The sequence below is a fragment of the Daejeonella sp. genome, from assembly GCF_046590655.1.
GTDB lineage: Bacteria > Bacteroidota > Bacteroidia > Sphingobacteriales > Sphingobacteriaceae > Daejeonella.
This window is the reverse complement of record NZ_JBKJUM010000117.1, coordinates 1-24,017: the sequence shown is the minus strand read 5'-3', so window position 1 is coordinate 24,017 and position 24,017 is coordinate 1. Positions and strand designations below refer to the sequence as shown.

Below are 24,017 nucleotides of genomic sequence, written 5' to 3'. Positions count from 1 at the left end.
TTAACTATGATATTTGGCGAAGCATATCATAGTTTTGGCTGCTTATTTCACTAATCTCTACGAACACTGAAAAAATAAATTTTATGAAGAAGGTTTTACGGAGCCAGGAATGGTTTGGCAAAAAAGGTAAAGATGGGTTTATTTATCGGGCCTGGATGAAAAACCAGGGTATTCCTGCCTATGAATTTGAAGGGAAACCGGTTATTGGAATTTGCAACACGTGGTCTGAACTCACTCCATGCAACTCCCATTTTAGGGAGCTTGCCCAATCGGTAAAGAGGGGTATTTTGCAAGCAGGAGGGTTTCCTGTTGAATTCCCGGTGATGTCACTCGGAGAAACACTAATCAAACCAACAGCCATGCTGTATAGGAATCTGGTCAGCATGGACGTGGAAGAATCCATTCGTGCAAACCCCCTGGATGGAGTAGTTTTGTTATGTGGATGTGATAAAACCACGCCATCTTTAGTAATGGGCGCATGTAGTGTGAATATCCCAACTATCGTCGTGTCTGGCGGCCCTATGCTGACCGGTAAATTTAGGGGAAAGGATATCGGGACCAGTGATATATGGCGTTTTACTGATGATTTGCGCGCGGGGCTGATGACGGAGGAAGAACTTAACATGGCTGAAGCCGGAATGTGCCGGAGCCATGGCCATTGCGCAGTAATGGGGACTGCATCCTCGATGGCTTGTATGGTCGAATCATTAGGCCTTTCGCTTCCAGAAAATGCAGCCATACCAGCTGCCGATTCCAACAGGAAAGTTCTCGCCCAGCTTTCGGGCAAACGAATTGTTCAAATGGTTCATGAAGATCTTAAATTGTCCGATATTCTTACCAGGAAAGCCTTTGAAAATGCAATAAAAGTCAATGCTGCTATAGGCGGATCTACAAACTTCGCCATACATCTCCTTGCTATTGCCGGCAGGATCGGAATCGATCTAAGCCTTGATGAATTCGATAATCTTTCAGCTTCTATACCCCTGATGGCTAATTTACAGCCTTCTGGATCGTTTTTTATGGAGGATTTCTGTTATGCCGGGGGTCTTCCTGCCCTTTTAAAAGAGATAGAAAGTTTTCTCCATCATGACTGCATAACCGCAAATGGAAAAACACTGCAGGAAAATTACACAAAGGCCCGGTGCTATAACCGTGAGGTAATTGCTTCCTTAGATAAGCCATTCAATAATTTTCCAGCATTGGCAGTTTTACACGGGAATCTATGTGAAAATGGAGCGGTTATAAAGCCGTCAGCAGCGAGCCCGCATCTTTTTCAGCACAGCGGCAAAGCTGTAGTATTTGAAAATATTGAAGATTATAAATTGCGAATTGATGACCCAGACCTTCCGGTAGATGAAAACAGTGTATTAGTTTTAAAAAACGTTGGACCGAAAGGATATCCCGGAATGCCGGAAGTTGGCAATATGACTATTCCGGTAAAACTACTGGCAAAAGGGGTAAAAGACCTGGTCAGGATTTCGGATGGCCGCATGAGCGGTACGGGATTCGGTACTGTGGTATTGCATATTTCTCCTGAAGCTACTCTGGGAGGCAATTTTAGTGTGCTGCAAACCGGGGATCTTATTACTTTGGACGTACCAGGGAGAACTTTAAATGTCGATCTCCCGGAAGAAGAGTTATCAAGAAGAAAAAATCAGTGGAAGCCACTCCCACTTGACATCGAAAGAGGCTATGTCAATCTGTATATAAACCATGTTGAACAGGCTCATTTAGGTGCAGATTTCGGATTTTTAAAAGGAGGTTCGGGAAGCAAGGTTTCAAGAGACTCCCATTAATTCAATATTCAAATGAGAATAAAATCTTTCGATAACAAAGTGGCAATAGTAACTGGTGCAGGGCAGGGTATCGGTTTTGAAATTTGCCGGCAAATGGCTAAAGAGGGTGCTATAGTCATACTAAACGATATTGATGAATTACTGGCCAGCCATGCCGCTGAAATTATCCAGCAAGAAGGAGGAAATTGTACTGCCTATGCAGGCGACTCAGGTGATTTGACCTTTATTGAAAATATAGTTAATTCGGCAGTAAGCCGTTTCGGTCACCTGGATATAGTTATTGCTAATGCCGGTATCACCCTGTTCGGGGATTTTCTCAGCTACCCCCTTGAATCGTTTATGAAGGTGATGAACGTAAACCTGGCTGGCACATTCTTCCTCGCTCAAGCTGCAGCAAATCAAATGAAGATGCAAGCATCAGGAGGGTCCCTCCTGTTTACATCTTCAGTTACCGGACATCAGGCACATAAAAACCTGGCAGCATATGCAATGACCAAAGCAGCAATCGAGATGCTCGCGAAAAATCTTGTCGTGGAATTATCTCCGTATAAGATTAATATTAACACTGTTGCACCCGGCGCAACTATCACCGAAAGGACATTGAGCGACCCTGAATACGAATCTCTCTGGTCAAAACTTACGCCTATGGGAAGAGCAGCAAATACTTTAGATATAGCAAATGCGGCACTATTCTTAGTATCTGACAATGCAAAACAAATAACCGGCCAAAGCCTTATTATTGATGGAGGTTGGTCCTCCGTTAGCCCGTCACCATTTTAATAACTAACTTAAATTTCACAAAACTAAATTACAAGCAAAATGAAAAAACTTCTGATATTTTCCCTTATCAATCTGATATTGATATCCTGTACTCCCTTGACACATAAAAAAAATTCAGGTTGGATCAATCTTTTTGATGGCAAATCCCTGATTGGCTGGACAGCAAACGAAAACCCCGGTACATTTAAAATTGAGAATGGTGTGATCGTAGTTAAAGGACCGCGGGCACATTTATTCTATACAGGCCCTGTAATGAATCATGACTTTAAAAATTTTGAATTAAAGGTTAGGGTAATGACTTTGCAGGGCTCTAATTCCGGAATCTATTTTCACACTGAATTACAGGAGAGCGGGTGGCCATCAAAAGGTTACGAAGTCCAGGTAAACAATTCACATACTGACTGGCGAAGAACCGGAAGCTTGTATGCCATACAGGATGTAAAGGAAGTTTTAGTCAAAGACAATGAATGGTATACTGAGCATATCATTGTCAATGGTAAAAATGTTACCATTAAAATAAACGATAAGACAGTAGTCGAGTATACTGAACCTGATAATGTAAACCGCCCTAAAGACATGGCGGGCCGATTGATCTCACACGGCACCTTCGCTTTACAGGGACATGATCCCCAAAGTACAGTAATGTTTAAAGAGGTGATGGTAAGACCCCTGCCCTAGTTTTACTTTGATGATAAAGAATAAAATATATCACCATCTAACCGGATAAGAATATGAAAGCTGAGGTTCTATATCGATCTCAATGTATCCTGGGTGAGGGGCCCATATGGCATGCGGAAAGGAAATCCTGCTTTTGGGTGGATATTGAAAAGGGTATTTTGTACGAGTATAGTTGGCTAAATAAAAACACAAAATTCTGGAGCTTTGACTATAAACTATCCCTCGTTATTCAGGGAAGAAATAATCAATTAATATTAGGTTTAAACGGAGGGATTGCAAGGTTCGATTTAGAATCAGAAAATCTGGAATGGCTACTTGATATTGAAACTGAAACCGTTGACAATCGTTGTAACGATGGTTCCTGCGACAGGTCTGGACGATTATGGATAGGAACAATGCAAATGCATTTTAAAAAAGGAGCTGGTTCTTTATATTGTATTGATAAAGACCTTACTATCAAAAAGAAACTAGATAAAGTTAGCATTTCAAACGGAATTGCATGGTCTCTGGATGGTAAACGATTATACTTTATTGATAGCCCAACGCAAGTAGTGCAATCTTTTATCTTTGAAGAGGAAACAGGTGATATTAGTTTTGAGAAAGATGCCATTCAAATACCTGAACAAATGGGAACAGCAGATGGCATGACTATAGATGAAGAAGGCATGCTATGGATTGCACATTGGGGAGGATTTGGTGTTCACAGATGGAATCCGGTAAATGGGGAACTACTCGAAAAGATTGAAATACCCGTCCCCCATGTAACTTCATGTACTTTTGCAGGAGAAGATCTTGATTATCTGATAATTACCACTGCCAGAGGCGATTTGAATGAAGTGGAGCTGAAAAAATATCCGGAGAGCGGGAATGTATTTTATTTAAAAACAAAAGTCAGGGGAACAAAGTCTAATACCTGCATTTTTTAACCATATCCGGAATTGAAAGCAATTTTCATTACAAACTACTGAGGCTGTAACCTGTTAATGAAGCTTGTCCTTCCGATATTCAAATCAGACATAAAAACTCAGAACATAATTTCTATATTTGCCTCAAAATACGTAAAACGTACCTGCCTACCGGCAGGCAGGCAACGTATAACTTAAAACCTACAACCTACAATTTACAACTTACAACTTAAAACCTAATGGCATTACAATGCGGAATAGTAGGCCTGCCCAACGTAGGAAAATCAACCTTATTCAATTGTCTATCAAATGCGAAAGCACAGGCTGCAAATTTCCCTTTCTGTACAATCGAACCTAACATAGGAGTAATCACGGTTCCTGACCCGCGGCTGACTAAGCTGGCAGAACTGGTACAGCCCCTGAAGGTTCAGCCTAATACCATCGAAATCGTAGATATTGCAGGCCTTGTTAAAGGAGCGAGCAAAGGTGAGGGTCTTGGAAACCAATTTCTTGGGAATATTCGTGCTACAAGTGCAATAATTCATGTGTTACGCTGTTTCGATGATGACAATGTTATCCACGTGGATGGCTCGGTTGATCCAATCAGAGACAAGGAAATTATTGATACTGAGCTGCAGCTTAAAGACCTTGATGCAATTATCAAAAGAATCCAAAAGGTTGAAAAGATGGCTAAAACAGGTAACGATAAGGACGCTAAAAAGACTTACGATGTTTGTAATGTTGTAAAGTCACATTTGGAATCCGGCAAATCTGTCCGCACAGCTCCTATAAGTATTGAAGACCGGGAATTTATTGCAGATCTTTGGCTTCTTACAGAAAAACCTGTTCTTTATGTATGCAATGTTGACGAGAAATCGGTGACAACCGGTAATAATTATGTAGACAGAGTTCGTGAATCTGTGAAGGACGAAAATGCTGAGGTTCTTGTGATTTCTGCACAAATAGAAGCTGAGATTGCTTCATTGGACAGCTACGAAGAAAGGCAAATGTTCCTTGAAGATCTGGGCTTAACCGAGTCAGGAGTAACGAAACTTATTAGAGCAGCATATAAATTATTAAACCTGGCAACCTATTTTACTGCCGGTGTGCAGGAAGTAAGGGCCTGGACTATAACTCACGGTTTCACAGCCCCCCAAGCGGCTGGAGTAATCCATACCGATTTCGAGAAAGGATTTATACGAGCTGAAGTGATTAAATATGATGATTTTGTAGGTTTGGGTTCTGAAGCTGCATGTAAAGAAGCGGGAAAATTAGGCGTAGAAGGCAAGACCTATATCGTCCAGGACGGCGATATCATGCATTTCAGATTTAATGTTTAAGTCTTGCGACTGAAAAGCGAATAGCTATATTTGCCGATAAATGTGCCCATAGTTCAATGGATAGAATTGCAGATTCCGGTTCTGCTGATGGGGGTTCGAATCCCTCTGGGCACACAATTTTAATAGTTCAATGCCCGCCCGGCTGAACGCCGTTCGGATGAACCCGCTGGCTAAATATCTTTCGAATTAAGTCGCGTCCAAAGGTCGTCCGATCCAAGATAAGATTGCTCCTTCCTTCTACCCGCCCCGATAATTAAAATATTTATTCTTTCCCCTTTCTATATGGTATGGTCTTTGCAACTGTGCTATTACGTTAAAATTTACACGGTATGGAAAAGAGAAAAATATTAATAGTCGATGATGACCGGGATATTTTGGAGGTGATGGGCATAATTATGGAGTCGGAAGGTTATGAGGTTGATTTAATGTCGAGCGGACAGCAAATTTTTGAACACATTTCAACCTTCCATCCGGATTTGATAATTTTAGATGTTATGCTTGGAAATATGGACGGAAGGGAAATTTGTAAAAAAATCAAGAATACGGAAGATACCCTGCATATACCCATAATAATGATTTCAGCTTCTCATAATATGGCTGATTCTGTAGAGAAAGAATGCAAATCGGATGATTTTGTTTCCAAGCCCTTCGATATTGTAAACTTTATAAATAAAGTTGAATTAAAACTCTCTGCTTGATCAGTTTTATTTGAGTTCTTTGATCTTGATACTTCGATAGGCTACAGCGTCACCATGGTCCTGAAAAAGTATCCTGCCTTCAGCTGCCATACCGAAATCATTCCATACTTTATATTTACTTCCAGCAACCAGACTCAGATATTCAGCAGAACCGCGCTGATATTCCACAACTTTAAATCCGTTCAGCCAGTGTTCAACCTTATTGTCCGGGTAGACACGAATGATACCCTGGTTCCATGTACCAATTTTTCGTGCAAGTGATGATGGTAATTTCTGTGGCTTTATTAAATCGTAAAGGCCACTGGAAGTGCGGTTTCCACTTATTCCCAGCTTTGCGTCAGGATGTTTCTCATCATCGAGTACCTGATATTCCAGGCCAATAGCAGACCCGGTACTTTTCTCCTTTTCAGTTACAAAATATTTAACGCCGCTGTTAGCACCTTCGGTAAGAAAGAAATCAAATTTCAGTTCGAACGCACTAAACTGTTTTTCGGAAACGATATCTCCCCCATTCACCGACTCGCCACCTCCTGATTTAACCACGTTCAGAGCTCCATTCCTTATCTCCCAACCTTTTTCCGGGAATTTATCCCTCCCTGCTCCTCTCCAGCCCAGGGTTGTCTTTCCATCCCATAATAGAGAATAACCATTTTTCTTCTCCTGAATAGAAAGATCGTTAGGAACATTATTTACAACGTATAAATTATCTGTTGGCGAAGGCTTTAAGTTGCTTGTTCTGATCTTAATATTTCTCCAGCGTATTTGTTGCCCCGGCTCTTTAGATTTTGGTATCCCGTGAACCTGTAATGCGATAAAACCTTTTGCGGTTTCGGCGTCTACAACATGAGCAGCAGGAATACCATTGACCCAGGTTCTGATTGTAGTACCAATACACTCTATTCTGTATTTATTCCATTCATTGTTTCGAAAAGCCCCTTTTCCCTGTGGATTAAGTTCCATGGGATACAACCAGCCCCGCCTTGCTTCATCATAGATCCCCCCGCTCCACTGCCTTGCCGACGGGTCTATTTCTATTTGGTAGCCATGTACACGTCCGTTCATATATTCCGGTTTGCTCAGGCTTCTAATTTGTATACCCGAATTCATTTCCGGATGAACGAAAAGCTCCAGCTCCATAATAAAATCTCCATATTCTTTTTCTGTGGCTAAAAAAGAATTGGGCTCGTTTGCAACCGTGGTACCAACAATTTCTTTGTCCTTAACTTCATAACGGGCTTTTCCATTTAGTTGCTTAAATCCGGTAAGATCCCTGCCATTAAACAGATTTGTCCAGGGCTCATTGTCCTGTGCCAAAGCGCCGAGAGATGTAAAAACACATGCAAAAAACAAGAATGATATGGATTTCATATAGATATTATTTTACTAAAAGTACAAATTCCTGATTTAACTAGCACAGCTAAATTCTCGAAAATTCATTATTTTACATCAATTTCCACATCAAACTCAGATTGAAAAAAATGCGTCCATTATATTACCTGTGCATTCTCACATTAATTTCTTGCGGCACGGCACGAAAGAGCTCATCATCTCCAGGAAAAGCACAGCTTAAAATCATGAGTTATAATATCCACATTGGAATTCCCCCAACAAAACCAGGCGTCACTGATATAGATGCAATTGTTAAGACGATAAAAAACCAGGACCCGGATATAATTGCGCTTCAGGAAGTTGATGTAAATACTACCAGAACAGGTAAGATAAACGAAGCTGCAATTATAGCTAAAAAACTGAAAATGGACTACTTCTTTGCTAAAGCCATCGACTATGCAGGCGGAGATTATGGAGTCGCCATTTTATCTAAATATCCGTTAAGTGAGACAAAAATACATCGCCTCACAACTGTCGAAGGAACCAAGGGCGAGCCAAGGGTGATGGCGACAGCTAAAATCACACTCAAAAAAGGCTTAGTAATACGTTTTGGTTCAACCCACCTCGACGCTCAGGCCAGTCCTTTAAACAGGGAAAAACAAATAGCAGAAATAGTTGAAATAAGTTCTTCTGAAACTCTTCCCTTCATTATTGCAGGCGATTTCAATGCGCAGCAAGTGTCATCTGTTATCAAAAAGCTGGATGAAAGCTTCACACGAACTTGTCAGGACTGTGCTCCGACCTTTCCTGTTGTGAATCCTGGCAGAGCAATTGATTTTATTGCATTTAGTAATACTTCAAAAATCAAAGTGATTTCGCATTCCGTAGTTCAGGAACACTACGCATCAGACCACTTGCCTGTAGTAGCATTGTTGCAGATTGGTTTGTAAAACAGAAGATTTAATTGTTTATTTTAAGGAGCCTGGAATCCTGAAAGATGATATTTAATATTAAATTATCTCAGTATCAAAATGTTAAAAACGTTATTTTTACGTTGAAACGTTATGAAAAGGACATTCGTTACAGTTCTAATTTTACTTCAGTTCTTTGCCAGCAGTGCACAGAAAGTAGGGCTGGTATTTAGTGGCGGTGGAGCGAAGGGCCTTGCACATATCGGTGTATTAAAGGCTCTTGAAGAAAACAATATTCCTATCGATTACATTGTTGGCACTTCGATGGGGGGAGTAGTAGGCGGCATGTATGCCTCCGGTTACTCTCCGTCAGAAATTGAAGAAATTGCCCTTAGTTCAGATTTTCAAGATTGGGTTGGTGGAAATTTCAAAAACGATTATAGATTTTTCTTCAATAAGAAGCCTGAAAATCCATCATTCTTATCTGCGAAATTACAAGTAGACACTGGCTTCAATTTCAAACTTAGGTCCAACCTAATTAACGATATTCCACTTAATTTTGCACTTTTAGAACTTTTCGGGCAAGCTTCTGTAAACGCCAGCGAAGATTTCGATAAATTATTTGTGCCATTCAGATGTATTGTAGCAGACGTTCTGTCGCAGGAAATGATCCCGGTTTCAAAAGGCAGTTTATCTGAAGCTATAAGGGGGACGTTCACAGTCCCATTGGTTTACCGGCCAGTGAAGGTAAATGAAAAGTATGTGTTCGATGGAGGATTGTATAATAATTTCCCAGTGGACGTTCTGAAAAAAGACTTTCAACCCGACTATATTATTGGATCCAATGTATCCACTAAAATATTTAATGACTATCCGAAGGAGAATGACGAAAAATTAATGAATCGCTTTCTCGTATACATGTTTCTTTCAAAATCTGATTCTACATCCATAGGTAAAAGTGGAGCTTACATACAGCCAAACCTTGCTGGATTCAGCACAACCAATTTTACTCCTGTTGCAGAATTAATAAAAAGGGGATACGATGCAACAATTGCTGACATAGAAAATATTAAAAGATCAATCAGCAAACGCACAAATCACATCGAACTTTTGCGAAACCGAGCAGAATTCAAGAACCGTAAATCGAAATTGGAGTTCAATGATATTATTGCAACAGGTATAAATCCAAAGCAAAAAAAATACGTAGAAACTGTTATAAAACGCTCAATTACCGAAAACCCCACTATAGAACAATTGAAGCCAGGGTATTACAAACTAGTTGCGGATGATAACTTTGAGACGGTTTATCCGCGGATAAGGCGGGCAGCAAACACTGACGGCTATGATTTTGAGCTACAGGTTCAACGTCAGAAAAATTTTAAACTTGATTTCGGCGGAGCCATTTCGACCAGGCCTATCAGTAATGCCTATATAGGCCTGCAGTATAATTACCTGAGGAAAAATTCCTATACATTTTCCGCAAATTTCTATTCGGGTGGATTTTACGAATCTGCACAGGGCATGACCAGAATGGATGTCCCTGGAAGACTGCCTTTTTACCTGGAAGCTGAATTTACATATAACCACTGGAATTATTTCAACAAGAGCCAGATCTTCATCGAAAATGTTGATCCAACATTTATTGAACAATCAGATAAAAGAACAGTACTAAAACTTGGCTTCCCATTAAGTAATAATGGAAGATTAGAGCTTCAGGCAGGAATTATCAACTTTGGAGATCATTTCAGCCCCAACCGCCGGTTTCAAATCGGCGATATTCTCGATAAAAGCAGCTTTAATGGCCTCATGTCTTCCCTTACTTTCAACAAAAATCTCCTAAACCGCAGAATGTATGCCAATCAAGGATCGTCGTTTCGGGTGGGGATAAGCGTTTACAGCGGAACCGAGCATTACGTTCCAGGAAACATATTGAGGGATGAAGTAAATTTTAGCCCTGTGGGCGAACGGAGGGTAAATCGTAATTGGTTCCAGGCAAAGCTGAGCCGGGAACAGTATCCTTTTCATGTTAAACGCTACTCGTTCGGGTACTTAACGGAAGTTGTAATAAGCAATAAGGCAGGTTTTAGTACATATAAATCAACCCTGCTCAGCGCACCAGCTTTTTATCCATTACAGGATTCAAAATCCCTTTATCTGGAGAATTTCCGGGCAAACACCTATGCTGCCCTGGGACTTAAAAATGTTTTTAAAGTGAGTAAAAATCTCGATGCAAGGGCAGAGTTTTATGTCTTCCAGCCTGTGGAAGAATTTGAACTCAACAAGCTGCAATCTGTAGGGTATGGAGACCTTTTTGCAAAAAGCTATTTAGCTGCAACTGCTGGTTTAGTTTTTCATACATTAGTTGGACCGGTTAGTTTAAGTTTTAATCATTATGAAGAAGAAAAAAAACGATTCGGAGTGATGTTTCATGCAGGATTTTTAATATACAACAAGCGTTCATTCGAATGAGCCCATCCTACCGCAGGCAGGTTCATCACCGATTTAAAACAATTAATAAATTAATGAGAAATTATAAGATTTTCCTACTTTTTTACGTACTACTAAGCGCTGCGCCTTCAGTCTATTCTCAAGGTGATACAGCAAGCATGCGGCAGATCTCCCTAAATAACTTTGTGGTCAAGGAAAATCTATTGAAGAACAACAAGATCGCAATAATCGCCGCTGATGAAACTGAAAAACCCATTGAAAGTCTTAACGGAACTTTTCAGTTTAGCATAAATGGCTTTCAACAGGAATTAAAGTTTAATGATGGAGTAGCCGTTGCACCACTGCCAATAGATAAATCTACATTTTTATACCTTCGGCATGAAAACGAAGCCGGTGTTCACGGGAAGCTGTATTATATTTATAAAAAGGATGACAATCTTAGTCCCTATAAAATTAACTGGCTGGTTTTAATCCTTATACCGCTGGGGATAATAGTTCTGGCTACACTATTCAGAAAGTTTATTATCATTGGAGGAATCATACTCGTTGCATTCCTGATCTTTAACTCCAAAAATGGCTTAGGTATCCCTACTTTTTTCGATACGGTCTTCGACGGACTTAAAGGACTATTTTAACACAAACTTCCGACTTCAGACCTCCGACTTCCGACTTCCGACCTCCGACTTCAGACTTCAGACTTCCGACCTCCGACCCCCGATCTCCGACCTAAAACGGCATCCCGATCCCGAAATTATACTGGACGAGTCTGTACACATCCGGAAAATTGGTGATCTCATACTTGTCTTTTAATTCATTTCTGGCGCCTCTATTCAGAAGATATTTAAGTACATATTGATCCGACCCTTTAAATTGAGGATCGCGCACTTTTATACCAACATCGAATCGGAATACGAAATAATTGAGGTCGAAACGTAGACCTGCACCTGTACCAACTGCCAGTTGTCCAAGAAATTTATTGAACTTGAACTCACCCCCGGGATTTTCTATTCTGCTTGCTGGCGAGTCTTTTCTCCACACATTTCCAAAGTCAACAAATGATGCGCCTTTGATCTTGGCATTTAGAAAATTCTCTGCAATGGTAAACCGATATTCCAGGTTTCCTTCAAATTTATATTCACCGAGCTGATCAAGATTTCTCAAATTCCGTCTTAAGGTATCAGCTTTCCCATCAGATCCCAAAGAAGATCTGTTATAATTACCTGGACCGAGGGTTCTTGCCTGCCAGGCCCGGACACCGCTTGATCCTCCTGCAAAAAAGTTCTTTTCAAATGTTAACTGTTCGCTGTTGCCATGAGGAATTCCTATACCGGTATTTATACGGAAAATTATCTGTTTTTCTCCGCCAAGGGATCGATATAATCTGGTGTCGAACTCTGTTTTGACATATTCCTGGTAAGGGAGGCCAAATAATGTCCTTGAACCGGTGGAATCTCTCGGGAACTTAATAGCACGATCTAATAATCCAAGTGTATTTCCAGCCGCATCAATCGCCCCGCGGAAATAGATAAAGTTGCTATAGGTATTCAATCTAATATTATTGAGTGTGTATGCATACTGGCTTCCCAGGTTAAAGAAAGCGCGGTTGTTGGTTCGGATATATAATTCGTAGCCACGCTGACTTAGGCTGTCTCTAAAAACAGAGTTAAGTTTGCCTTTCCTGAATTCAATATTTATTGGTGTTAGGGAATGAAACTTGTATTTGGTTTCTATCCAATCATAAGTTATTGAGTTTATAAAAACCCTGCTGGAAAACGCGTCTTTTTGGTCAAATAACTGTATGCTACTGGAAATAGTAGTATGCGGGATACCATTCTTACCTATCATCGGAATTGGAAACGGCACTAATAGCTTGGGTAGAACCAAATTAGCACCCAGCTGAAGGTCACGGCTAAATATTTTGTCGATCAGGCTGCCAGTCGCATTGGCGTCGAATAGAAGCCCGTATTTTGCCTTTATTTCGAGTAATTCAGCCCCCCCAAACAGGTTGCGGTTCGTGTACGTGTTACCAATATTGAATCCGTTTCTGCCGGAATTAAATGTGTACTCCCCCTCTACCCTATTGTTCATGCGCTTTAGTGGGACGATATCATACCTGGGCTGGAGGCGATTCGTACTGTCACTTGTTTTAGCATAATCCACTTTAATAGTGCGGAATACATTCAGGTCATAAAGGCGGTCGTAGGTGAGATCTTCCTTATCAATATTATATATATCACCTTTTTTAATAAAGAGATAGCGACTGATAGGTCTTGGATCAAACTTCCCGGAATAGTCGGTAAAGCGAAATTGTGTATCAACTGTCACAGTATCAGCTAAAAGGCTATCTGTCAATCCACTACTATTTCGAATGGTTACAAGGCTGTTATCAATTGTATAAACCTGGTGCTCCGGTTTATCGGTCGGATTAGCGAGGTACATCGTAACTTTTGCCTGACTATTATTTAGATTACTGTCTACGTCAAACCTTACAAATTGCCGCAGGTAATCGAAATATCCGCTTCTCTTCATGAGTCTGTAAATCTGCTCACGTTCATAGGCCAGCGAGTCTGTATCGAAGCGCTGGCCCACCTTCATTCGGGTGAATCCAGCCCGATTGGCTTCATAAAGTTGTGCTACGGCAGAATCAGCAATCTCATTGCTAATTGTACTAATCTTGAACTCCGGCCCCTGGTTGGCGGTAAATTTAATGCTTGCTTTCTTCTTTTCTACCTTGATATCGCTTTTAACGGTTGCCTTGAAAAAACCTTTTGTCGCAAGAAATTTCTCAATCTGGATGCGGGATATCTCGACTAAAGAACTGTCGAGTATGTGAGGTGCCTCGCCAATGGCGCGTACGCGATCAGTTCGGTATTTACCCTTCTTGGTATTGAAAAAATTATATAGGGCTAGATTAAGCCTGGAATTAGGGCGAATGTCGTTCTGCACGAATGTCAGGGCGCTTGCAGCAAATTCTTTATCCACACTATCCAGTTTCACGCTCTTAACAAGTGCCTGATCATCCGACAAATATCGTGTGGCGTTGCAGGCAGACAGAATTAAGATCAAAAGCAGTATACTTGCAAGTGAGAAACTACGGCAGAAAAAGTATGATTTCAAAGTCTCAAATAAGTTTTATAAAATCCTTACAGCAAAAAAAAATCCGAAAAGCAAATGGCCTTTTCATAGTTGAAGGCTTAAAATCCGTCTCAGAATTTATTAATTCCGACTATACAATAGACACTATCTATTACACTGAAAATGTGATGCCAAAGTTGGGCAATTTATCACAGAATATAAAGTCAATTGAAATTAGCGTTTCTGATTTAACTAAAATAAGCGCTTTAACATCTCCCCAGCAAGTACTTGCAATTGTTAAAATACCCAAACACAGAGACTTAACAAAGCAAATGCTGAAAGGTTCTTTTACTATTGCAATTGATGGAATTCAGGATCCCGGAAATTTCGGTACAATTATCAGAACGGCAGATTGGTTTGGTGTAAATCACCTGGTTTGCTCAGAAGATACAGTTGACGTATATAACCCTAAGGTTGTGCAGGCAACTATGGGTTCTTTATCCAGAATCTATGTCGCGTACTTTGATTTGCACGAGTTTCTTGACGATCCCGGTGTTCCGGTGTTCGGAGCACTGCTAGAGGGTAAATCAATATATGAAACCAATTTTGGCAACGAAGGCATCTTAATTCTGGGAAATGAAGGTAATGGGATCAGGCCACAAATAATAAGTAAGATCCAGTTTCCGATAACAATACCCCGGTTCGGAGAAGCAGAATCTCTGAATGTGGCCGTTTCAGCATCAATTTTTTGCTCCGAAATAAGAAGAAATTCGTAAAATATATTGGGGACCAATAATAAATTGCTACTTTTGCTTCCTTTACAAAAGGTCGGGTGGCCGAGTGGCTAGGCAGAGGTCTGCAAAACCTTTTACACCGGTTCGAATCCGGTCCTGACCTCAACGAAAAAAATAAATTTTAAAACCATGGGTGTTACACGTTTAAAAAGAAAAGACAGAAAAAATAAAACGACTTCACGTTTAGAGGTTCAATTTTTGAAGTTAGGCCGGAACATTGAAACCGGAAGCCGTTCAGCTGAGTCTGCAACAAGTCAGATCAGTAAGAATAACGCAGTATTAGCAAAGATTGAAGCTGCAGCGAAGAAGTAAGAAGCGTTCTATATTTAGAAACTTTAATCCTGACCAGTAATGGTTGGGATTTTTTTGTTGATGGTTGGCTGCCGGTAGGCAGGTTGGTTGTTGGGGCTGTAGTACCAAGTAGCCATAAGAGCATGGGAGGTTCTTATTTTACAACCTTTAAAATACCCTTCAATATCCTCTTCACCAGGCCCGGTCCTTCGTACACAAATCCAGTATAGATTTGTATAAGAGTCGCACCCGCATTTAGCTTCTCAATTGCATCTTCCGGTGAATGGATACCGCCCACACCTATTATTGTGAAAGCTTTACCAGACTTTTCTGAGAGGTAACGAATTACTTCGGTAGATCGCTTTCTGAGAGGCTTACCGCTTAAGCCGCCGGTCTCTTTCGAAAGGCTTTCAGGAGATAATAGTCCTTCGCGGGAAATCGTGGTATTTGTTGCAATAACTCCCGCAATGTTCGTCTCCTTAATGATCTCGATGATGTTGTCTAACTGTGAATCCGACAAATCTGGTGCTATCTTAAGTAAAATCGGCCTGCTGATATCATTTTTACGGTTGCGGTGCTGAAGGGAATTCAAAATGTTTTTTAATGGTTCCTTTTCCTGCAATTCACGTAACCCAGGCGTGTTTGGAGAACTTACATTCACAACAAAATAATCCACCACATCGAACAACTGATCGAAACACTTTATGTAGTCGCCCAGGGCATCTTCATTGGGCGTTTGCTTATTTTTACCAATATTTCCCCCGATAATTAATCCTTTTCGATCGAGCGCTCGTAAGCGATGTGCAACCACATCCACGCCTTGATTATTGAAGCCCATCCGGTTGATAAGAGCTTCGTCATCCGGAAGACGGAACATTCGGGGCTTCTCATTCCCCGGCTGCGGAAGTGGAGTTACAGTGCCAATCTCAATAAAGCCAAATCCAAACCCCGCCAGATCTTCAATAAAATCAGCATTTTTATCAAAACCGGCAGCGAGGCCAAGTGGATTTTTGAATTTCAATCCCAAAACTTCCCTTTCCAGACGCTTATCATCCAGTTGAAAAGCATTTTTCAAAAATGGCTTAACTCCCCAAATCCGACTTGCTCTGCGTAAGCCACCAGTTACGAAATGATGGATGTTTTCAGGGTCGAACTTAAATAATAATGGCTTGATGAGTTGATACATACAGCGAAGTTAGCCCTTAATTTCAATTCAAGCCTTATTTATTGGTAATCATCAGGAGCATTTTTACCGAGCTTGAATCTGACTTTACCATCTTCACCATCCAGAGCCCTGAGATTAATAACTATTCCCTTAAGATCGCGGTCCTTCCTTGATTCTCTTCCATCCACCTGTTCATCTTTACCCGGATTTCTGAGAGGGATCTTAATGGCAATGTTCGTACCGGTGGTAAAGCTGTATACTCCGTCGAGGAAGATATTTAATACAGTAGAACGGATTTCCATGGGCGGGATGATAACCTTATTACCCTGAATATTTAATGTATTTTTCAGGCTAATAAAGCGGATATCGGAAAAATTTCTGTTGGGAAAAGCGAAGCCCCCCACTTTGGTCATAGGTTCAAAATTGACCAACGCTCCATTACGGATATCAAAGGTCACATTCCCTCTGAACGATCTTGGCACTATTACTCCATTGTCGCCCATCGAACCCGAAATAGAAGTTCCGCCGAAGAATGTTCCACGTAAATTCCGGCTTGTAATGGCATCCTGTCCGAAATTATCGAAAGCATTAAACAGTTGCTCAACATTTACATTGTTAATTTTTGAGTCGACATTAAATCTGTTGACTTTTCCTGATTGGTCTATATTGCCCGTTACATTTAAACTACCACCTCCCTGCTTCAGGCTTAAATTATTAATTGCTATTCCAGATTGTTTCAACGTGATTCCTCCTCGTACATCGGTTGCCACGAATTTCTTATACAGGACCTTATTCACACTAAGATTCATATTCATACTAGCCTGTGCGAGTATCCGCTCCAAATTGGCGGATATTTTTTTCACTCCTTCAGCACCCGCGGCACTGCTGCTAACATTCCTCCGGCCCAGAAATACTAAGAATTCATTAAGATTAATCTGAGGGCTTTTAATCTGCCAGTTTATAAGCATTTTCTCAGGATCAGAATAATATAGGTTTGAAAAATTCCTCACTTCACCATTCATGCTCAAAGATGAAGTGCCGCTTCTCAATTTCAAGTTATTAATGAAAAGATCAAGCCCTTTAAAATTCATAACAAGCTGCATATCCTGCAATGAAAGATTACGGGGTTTATAAGCTGCCTTTGCGTCATGAACATGTATTGATCCGTAAATAAACCGCTGTCCCTTATCATTTTGATTAAACGGCGCTTTGTAAATCAAATCCAATTCGGCGTTCCCCGCGTTAAACGTGAATGTAGAGCCGCCAAAGACTTTATTTAACTTCGCTAGTGGGAATGAAGATATGAAACGACCGGTGAATACGGGGTTTTTTAAATCGGTGATCCTGATTGAGTCTGCAGTGAAAGGTATGTCATAATAATTACCTTTCATCTTATTGAAAATTATCACAGAGTTAGGATCATTTCTGAGTCCTCCTTTAATCCACTCATTGCTGTAGCTCCCCGTAAAACTGCATTCCGTAATTGTTTCCCCTGCCATGCTAATCTGATTATTATCAACCACCCAAAAAGCATCAATAAATGGCTCGCCTCCCCCTTTCAATTTACCGCGCAGAGTTGCCCGAACATCCACTGGGTTTTTTACACTATACCCTTTTAGCCTTTTTGTTACATGAGTGGATAATAAAGTCAGCGCATCCTTATAAAGAATAGAGGGAGCCTTGATACTTAGCTTGTAGTCGGATGCATCAGGCGCAAATTTAAACGTGCCGCCAAGATTAATCTCGTCATTGTCAATATTGATTTCCTGTTCAGGTATGGTTAAAAGATGTTCCGCATCATCATAAATCAGGTCGATATCCATACGCAGATTTTTGTTCCTTAAAAAACTACCGCGCTTAATGTTAAACGCAAAGGCTTCTACCTTTGCCTGAAGATTTACATTTCCCTTCCAACCATCGCTATTGTAATTAATTCTTCCGGCAAAATCATCGACTTTAAATTTAAACAACTTGTTTTTTAATTTATCCTCTATAGTAAGGCTCACATTATCAAGTAGCACGCGGTTAATTCGCTTCCTGCCTCCGTTACCTCCAGCAGAAGTTGTTGTCCGCTTTTTAAATATATCCGTATTCCGCAATCCTGAACTATCAGTAAAAAGGTAAATCGCACCATTACTTATACGTATATCTCTGATAGTGGGTGAACCTGTGAGGATAGAAAATGCATCAATTTTTATAAACACATTTCTCGCATTTACGAGATCATGTTTGTGTTTGTCCCAAAGGCTATCCCGAAGGAGCACATTTTCCAGCCCGACAGAAATGCCCGGAAACCCCTGAATCAGGGATGGCTCCATACGCTCAATAGTAAGCTTCCCATTCAGGTTCTCATTGAGCTGTTCAGTAACTGTTTGAAGCAATTCTTTTTTATGTGAATACACATAAAAGGCAAGACCCATCCATAGGATCAGAAGGAGACAAATGAGAATCCCGCCGATTTTCAAAGTAAGTTTTAACCAGCGTTGCATTTTGTAATATTTAGTTGCATAAGTAGTTAGACGATAGAATTTCAAATTTATATACTCAAAATGCAAGCCAAATGCTTCGCTTTGCTCGCATTGACAATATCTTTTTTATCATGTTACTAAATAAACTGTGCTGGCTGTTCCCCGATTTATTCGGGGATCTTCTGCAGACACGGCGCAGCTCGTGTCCTCTACGCATCTCAAAATTCCCGATTCAAATACCCAGCGCAGCTGTAATCCATATGCAGATCGGTTGCATACTTAATTTCCCAGTCAACACATGCGGCTGTTCCCCGATTTATTCGGGGATCTTCTGCAGACGCGGCGCAGCTCGTGTCCTCTACGCATCTCAAAATTCCCGATTCAAATACCCAGCGCAGCTGTAATCAATATGCAGATCGGTTGCATATTTAATTTCCCAGTCGACATATGCGGCTGGGGCCGCGTGTCTTTCACGAGATCCCTCCCGGGCCGGACCCGGGACTAAATCGGGGAAGAGGGCAAAAATAAACACATAAATTCCGTACTTTTGCGCGAAATGATTGCGATAAATAACCTGACGTTCGAGATCGGTGCAAGGGCATTATACGACGAAGCTAACTGGCATATAAAACCCGGTGAAAAAATTGGACTAATCGGTGCTAACGGAACCGGAAAAACTACCCTCTTAAAAATAATTGTGGGCGATTACGCCCCTACAAGCGGTACAATATCCATGGCAAAGGATATTAAGATCGGCTATCTTAACCAGGATTTGCTGTCTTACCAATCGGATAAAAGCATTTTACATGTTGCGATGGAAGCGTTTGGTCGCCAAAACCAGCTGCATGCCGAAATTGAAGATCTTCTCAAGAAAATCGAGACGGAGTACACGGATGAACTGATCAATAAGCTTAGTGATAAACAGCAGGAGTTCGAAGCGCTTGACGGTTATAACATTGAATACCGTGCTCATGAGATCATGGCCGGACTTGGATTTAGTGAAGTTGATACACATCGTACGCTGGCAGAATTTTCCGGTGGATGGCGAATGAGGGTTATGCTTGCGCGAATCTTACTCCAGGCCCCAGATATATTATTACTGGATGAACCTACCAATCACCTGGATCTTCCTTCCATCAAATGGCTCGAAACTTACCTGCAGGCGTTTGAAGGAGCAATCGTTATTGTATCACACGACAGGTATTTCCTGGATCGTGTAGTGAAGAAAATAGTTGAATCCCGCAAAGGAAAGCTTATTCCTTATGCTGGAAATTATAGTTTCTATGTTGAAGAAAAAGGCCTGCGCGAAGAGATTCAGAGTGGTCAGTTTAAAAATCAGCAAGCTAAAATAAAGCAGGAAGAAAAGCTTATAGAGCGTTTCCGGGCGAAGGCCAGTAAAGCAAAAATGGCACAGTCGCGGATAAAAGCCCTTGAGAAAATGGAACGCGTAGATGACGTTGATGATGATAATCCATCAGTAAACTTCAGTTTCAAATTCAGCAAGCAATCCGGACGGCATGTTATCCGCATCGAAAATCTAACCAAGGCTTACCCTGGTGTTCCTATCCTCAAAAATGCAACTGCGACGATTGAAAAAGGAGATAAAATTGCCCTTATCGGTGCCAATGGCCGCGGTAAGTCTACGGTGTTAAGGATCATTGCCGGGGCAGACAAAAATTATTCAGGTATGTGTGAGACAGGGCATAACGTCACTCAGACCTTTTTTGCTCAGCACCAGTTGGAAGCTTTACATCTTGAAAACGAGATCATCAGGGAGTTACAGGCCTTTGCACCGAAACATACAGAGACAGAACTGCGTTCCATATTAGGTTGCTTTCTTTTCACAGGAGATGATGCATTTAAAAAGATCAAAGTCTTGTCAGGAGGCGAAAAATCGCGTGTCGCCCTGGCAAAAGCCTTGACTGCTGACGCCAATTTTTTAATCCTTGATGAGCCTACCAACCACCTGGACATTGCGTCGGTCAATATTCTGATCCAGGCACTGGATCAATTCGAAGGAACATTTATAGTAGTTTCTCACGATAGGTACTTGCTTGATAACGTAGCCAATAAGATTTGGTTTATCGAAGACCAGGAAATCAAGGAATATCCCGGAACATATGCGGAATATGAAGAGTGGAATTCAAAAAGGGTTTACTTACCAAGGGCAATAGTTCCCGACGCTCCTAAAAAGGAATCGAAAAAAGAAGGAAAGCCCGGGATTCAAGCAGATAATACGAATAATGATCTCAAGAAACTAAACCAGGCGCTTCAAAAACTTGAAGAAGATATCGAAGAACTTGAAAGCTCAGTTAAAAATGCGGAGGCAGAGCTGGCTAAAGAAGAAATATATTCCGACAGTGAAAAACTATCGGAAGCAAACCGGCGTTATCAGCAGTTAAGTCCACGTTTATTAAAAGCCCAGGCCGAATGGGAACGTATGGCCGACGAGATAATGGAACTCGAAGCAAAGTAAATTTTCTTCGCGTAACAAAACTGATTATTATGCGGAGATCATTAGTCCTTTTTTTAGTTTTTTTTAGCGTCAGCCTTAGCTTTGCACAGAAAAAACCGAGAATCAAGCCTGTTGAAACTCCTCAGAGTGAACTTCGGTATGAAAATTTTATATACATACCAGAAATCCGCACAGTCGAGTTTTACAACCGGTCGCGGGAGCAGTCAGTTCCGGTTTATAACTTAGGCAGCCAGGAGTCACTGTTGCTGGGATTCGACGACCTCAGAGGCGGCAGCCGCAACATAACCTACTCAGTTGAACATTGCGATGCAGAATGGAAAAGTAGTCGCTTGTCGCCGATTGACTTTATTGAAACGTTTACCGAAGACCGTATCATCGATTACCGATCTTCCTTCAATACGCTTCAAAAGTACACGCACTATGAACTGATGATCCCAAACCTGAATGTCAGGCCTAAGATCTCCGGTAATTATCTGCTGAAGGTGTATGAAGATAACGACCAGCGAAAACTTCTGCTCACCCGGCGTATGTACGTTATCAATCCCCAGGTTAGCATAGGCGCTGAGGTCACGGCCTCTAATATTGTCAATGAACGGGACCGACGCCAGAAACTCAATTTTATCATCAATCACGGGCAGCTGAACATCAGCAATCCGTACCTGGATGTCAAAGTATTTATCACCCAGAATAACAGGCCGGATAATATTCAAACTGCAATCCGCCCGACATTTATACGGCCCGGGCAACTTGTTTATAATGACCTTCGCGGAACCGATTTCATGGGCGGGTCTGAGTTCCGGCGTTTCGACATTCGCAGTCTTCGTTTCCGTACCGAACGGGTTGAGCGAATATCACAGGATACAGTCAATACCATTATTTTGCTTCCAGATATTTCGGAAAACCGTCAGAGTTACACATTTATTTACGATGAGAACGGCGACTTCTTTATCCGCAACACAGATGGGCGTGATAATCGAACTGATGCGGACTATTCAACTGTGCAATTATCCCTTGCTAGCAAAAGGCTATCGAATGAAGGAAACGCTTATGTTGTAGGCCAGTTTAACAACTTCCAGCTCACAAATAAAATGACTTTCGATGAAACCAGCAATCGCTTCCGCGGGTCAGTATTCGTAAAACAAGGGGTGTTCGACTACCATTACATTTGGGTTAGCAATGACGGAAAAACGCGCGATGATGTGATGTTCGATGGTTCACATTTTCAGACAGAGAACGATTACCAAATCTACTTTTATTACCGAAGGCCGGGTTCGAGGTGGGATGATTTGGTGGGATTTACGGAGCTGAATACGGTGAAGCGGTAGGAAGACCGAAATCGGAAGCCGGAGGTCAGATGTCGGATGGATTTCCGACATCTGACCTTATCCGTTCTACCGAACTTTAAGTGCTCTTCCTGTATTTGTTTTCTGAAAATTATACTCCGCTAAGTTTCCATGGAGCCCTGTACTCGCGTTTAACGTATTGGTTAACTTCGGCCACATTAGTAACTTTCATCTTTTCTGCATCCCATAATAAATTGATGCCGCGTGTAGAATACACTTTGCGTGGCGGTCTGCCACTTGCTCCCGGCATTTCAGTAAACAGGTCATGTCCTCTTATAGCCATATTACACATTAACATGGCCTCTGATAACAATGCGGCTTTATCGAAAGGAGAACTCGTTTCCATATTTCCATAACCTGCCAGGCAAGCTTCAACCCATTGGGCGTAGTGCCCACCGGCCTGACCTTTAACTCTTTTATATTTTTCAGGCACCGTTACCTCATCCATACGGGAGACCGGTAAAAGCCGTGCATTAGCGGCGTAGCAATTTGCCATCATCTTACCTTTTGTGCCGATGAAAAGCATACCGCCATCTCCACCTCCAAAACGCTCTGACGGATCTAATTCCTGAGGACGCGGAGGCTGTATTCCCCCATCCATCCAATGTATTTTTACACTACCCTGTGTTTTTGGTGTTTTCGGAAAGGTCATAATGCTATAATTTGCCGCAGGGCCCGTTTCAGGGAAATAACCGGAACCGCTGGAACTGGTTTGTACTTCCGATACGTGCTGAAGACCTAAAACACTCATTGGTGCTTCAATAAAGTGAGCACCCATGTCGCCAAGAACGCCGGTACCATATTCCCACCATCCTCTCCAGTTGAAAGGAACCACATCAATACCACCCTGAGCAGTCGGAGCCGGGAATGGTCGGGCCGGAGCAGTACCTTGCCACAGATCCCAGTTTAACGTAGATGGAGGTGTGGCCGTTTTTGCAGGCCAGTTCATATTACCCTGGGGCCATACTGGTCTGTTAGTCCAGATTTGAACTTCGCTTACTTCTCCGATAACGCCAGCTTCAAACCACTCACGCATTTGCCTTACACCATCGTTTGATGCACCCTGATTACCCATTTGGGTTACTACTTTATGCTTTTTAGCAAGATCTGCAAGCACCCGTACTTCATAAACATCATGTGCCAGTGGTTTTTGGATCCAGCAATGTTTGCCTAATACCATAGCTGCAGAACCTACAACTGCATGGGTATGATCCGGAGTTGATACGGAAACGGCATCAAATTTTTTATGCTCTTTGTCAAACATCTCTCTCCAGTCAACATATCGCTTAGCATCAGGATAGGTTGAGAATGACTTGGCACCACGTTTTTCATCAACATCGCATAAAAATGCCATTTTCGCCTTACCACTACCCATAAATCCGGATATGTCACTTTCTCCTTTTCCGCCTACGCCCACTGATGCTATATACAATGTGTCACTGGGAGCAACAAAACCTCTGCCCAGCACGTGACGCGGAACAATGGTAAATCCTGCAACTGCAACAGCGCTGCTTTTAATG

18 protein-coding genes and 2 tRNA genes are annotated in these 24,017 nt (G+C 41.6%); 15 read left to right on the top strand and 5 right to left on the bottom strand.

Annotated elements, in window-relative coordinates; genetic code table 11:
* Positions 1 to 83 precede the first annotated feature (83 nt).
* From ACLL8Z_RS11380 to ACLL8Z_RS11350, 7 genes are all read left to right on the top strand, one after another.
* Complete coding sequence (locus ACLL8Z_RS11380) at positions 84 to 1,796, top strand: IlvD/Edd family dehydratase (protein WP_411274908.1); 1,713 nt, start codon at positions 84 to 86, stop codon at positions 1,794 to 1,796.
* 12 nt (positions 1,797 to 1,808) lie between these two features.
* Positions 1,809 to 2,576, top strand: a complete 768-nt coding sequence (locus ACLL8Z_RS11375) for an SDR family NAD(P)-dependent oxidoreductase (RefSeq protein WP_411274907.1) — start codon at positions 1,809 to 1,811, stop codon at positions 2,574 to 2,576.
* A 39-nt stretch (positions 2,577 to 2,615) separates the two neighbouring features.
* Positions 2,616 to 3,254 carry a DUF1080 domain-containing protein gene (locus ACLL8Z_RS11370; RefSeq protein WP_411274906.1) on the top strand — a complete coding sequence of 213 codons (639 nt, stop codon included), beginning with the start codon at positions 2,616 to 2,618 and terminating at the stop codon, positions 3,252 to 3,254.
* Positions 3,255 to 3,307: 53 nt separating this feature from the next.
* On the top strand, positions 3,308 to 4,180 hold the full coding sequence (locus ACLL8Z_RS11365) for an SMP-30/gluconolactonase/LRE family protein (RefSeq protein ID WP_411274905.1): 873 nt from the start codon (positions 3,308 to 3,310) through the stop codon (positions 4,178 to 4,180).
* Between the two features lie 218 nt (positions 4,181 to 4,398).
* Entirely contained in the window at positions 4,399 to 5,499 is a 1,101-nt protein-coding gene (gene ychF, locus ACLL8Z_RS11360) for a redox-regulated ATPase YchF (protein ID WP_411274904.1), read from the top strand.
* Between the two features lie 42 nt (positions 5,500 to 5,541).
* A tRNA-Arg gene (locus tag ACLL8Z_RS11355) sits at positions 5,542 to 5,613 on the top strand.
* Positions 5,614 to 5,828: 215 nt separating this feature from the next.
* Positions 5,829 to 6,197: a response regulator gene (locus ACLL8Z_RS11350; RefSeq protein WP_411274903.1), complete on the top strand. Its 369-nt coding sequence runs from the start codon at positions 5,829 to 5,831 to the stop codon at positions 6,195 to 6,197.
* Positions 6,198 to 6,203: 6 nt separating this feature from the next.
* Here ACLL8Z_RS11350 and ACLL8Z_RS11345 read toward each other — a convergent pair whose 3' ends face one another.
* Positions 6,204 to 7,565, bottom strand: coding sequence for a DUF1080 domain-containing protein (locus ACLL8Z_RS11345; protein ID WP_411274902.1), 1,362 nt, complete (start codon positions 7,563 to 7,565; stop codon positions 6,204 to 6,206).
* Positions 7,566 to 7,771: 206 nt separating this feature from the next.
* Here ACLL8Z_RS11345 and ACLL8Z_RS11340 point away from each other — a divergent pair, with 206 nt between their 5' ends.
* From ACLL8Z_RS11340 to ACLL8Z_RS11330, 3 genes are all read left to right on the top strand, one after another.
* Positions 7,772 to 8,476 carry an endonuclease/exonuclease/phosphatase family protein gene (locus tag ACLL8Z_RS11340; RefSeq protein ID WP_411274901.1) on the top strand — a complete coding sequence of 235 codons (705 nt, stop codon included), beginning with the start codon at positions 7,772 to 7,774 and terminating at the stop codon, positions 8,474 to 8,476.
* Positions 8,477 to 8,590: 114 nt separating this feature from the next.
* Entirely contained in the window at positions 8,591 to 10,906 is a 2,316-nt protein-coding gene (locus tag ACLL8Z_RS11335; protein WP_411274900.1) for a patatin-like phospholipase family protein, read from the top strand.
* Positions 10,907 to 10,959: 53 nt separating this feature from the next.
* Positions 10,960 to 11,520 carry a hypothetical protein gene (locus ACLL8Z_RS11330; RefSeq protein ID WP_411274899.1) on the top strand — a complete coding sequence of 187 codons (561 nt, stop codon included), beginning with the start codon at positions 10,960 to 10,962 and terminating at the stop codon, positions 11,518 to 11,520.
* 91 nt (positions 11,521 to 11,611) lie between these two features.
* On the opposite strand, the gene ACLL8Z_RS11325 is transcribed toward ACLL8Z_RS11330, so the two are convergent.
* Complete coding sequence (locus ACLL8Z_RS11325; RefSeq protein ID WP_411274898.1) at positions 11,612 to 13,951, bottom strand: BamA/TamA family outer membrane protein; 2,340 nt, start codon at positions 13,949 to 13,951, stop codon at positions 11,612 to 11,614.
* A 41-nt stretch (positions 13,952 to 13,992) separates the two neighbouring features.
* On the opposite strand from ACLL8Z_RS11325, the gene ACLL8Z_RS11320 reads away from it, so the two are divergent.
* The 3 genes from ACLL8Z_RS11320 (at position 13,993) to ACLL8Z_RS11310 (ending at position 15,066) form a co-directional block, all read left to right on the top strand.
* Positions 13,993 to 14,736 (top strand): TrmH family RNA methyltransferase, encoded by a 744-nt coding sequence (locus tag ACLL8Z_RS11320; RefSeq protein WP_411274897.1) that lies wholly within the window; start codon positions 13,993 to 13,995, stop codon positions 14,734 to 14,736.
* A gap of 50 nt (positions 14,737 to 14,786) precedes the next feature.
* Positions 14,787 to 14,857 (top strand) — tRNA-Cys (locus ACLL8Z_RS11315).
* A gap of 26 nt (positions 14,858 to 14,883) precedes the next feature.
* The gene (locus tag ACLL8Z_RS11310; RefSeq protein ID WP_411274896.1) at positions 14,884 to 15,066 is read left to right on the top strand and encodes a spore protein; all 183 of its coding nucleotides are present in this window, start codon (positions 14,884 to 14,886) and stop codon (positions 15,064 to 15,066) included.
* 133 nt (positions 15,067 to 15,199) lie between these two features.
* On the opposite strand, the gene ACLL8Z_RS11305 is transcribed toward ACLL8Z_RS11310, so the two are convergent.
* Together ACLL8Z_RS11305 and ACLL8Z_RS11300 are read right to left on the bottom strand one after the other, a co-directional pair.
* Positions 15,200 to 16,231: a quinone-dependent dihydroorotate dehydrogenase gene (locus tag ACLL8Z_RS11305; RefSeq protein WP_411274895.1), complete on the bottom strand. Its 1,032-nt coding sequence runs from the start codon at positions 16,229 to 16,231 to the stop codon at positions 15,200 to 15,202.
* A 38-nt stretch (positions 16,232 to 16,269) separates the two neighbouring features.
* A complete protein-coding gene (locus tag ACLL8Z_RS11300) occupies positions 16,270 to 18,699 on the bottom strand; it encodes an AsmA-like C-terminal region-containing protein (RefSeq protein ID WP_411274894.1) in 2,430 nt (809 codons plus the stop codon).
* 535 nt (positions 18,700 to 19,234) lie between these two features.
* Here ACLL8Z_RS11300 and ACLL8Z_RS11295 point away from each other — a divergent pair.
* A complete protein-coding gene (locus ACLL8Z_RS11295; protein WP_411274942.1) occupies positions 19,235 to 21,154 on the top strand; it encodes an ABC-F family ATP-binding cassette domain-containing protein in 1,920 nt (639 codons plus the stop codon).
* A 29-nt stretch (positions 21,155 to 21,183) separates the two neighbouring features.
* Positions 21,184 to 22,479 carry a DUF5103 domain-containing protein gene (locus tag ACLL8Z_RS11290; protein WP_411274893.1) on the top strand — a complete coding sequence of 432 codons (1,296 nt, stop codon included), beginning with the start codon at positions 21,184 to 21,186 and terminating at the stop codon, positions 22,477 to 22,479.
* Between the two features lie 109 nt (positions 22,480 to 22,588).
* On the opposite strand, the gene ACLL8Z_RS11285 is transcribed toward ACLL8Z_RS11290, so the two are convergent.
* Positions 22,589 to 24,016 carry a Gfo/Idh/MocA family oxidoreductase gene (locus ACLL8Z_RS11285; protein WP_411274892.1) on the bottom strand — a complete coding sequence of 476 codons (1,428 nt, stop codon included), beginning with the start codon at positions 24,014 to 24,016 and terminating at the stop codon, positions 22,589 to 22,591.
* Between the last annotated feature and the right edge of the window lies 1 nt (position 24,017).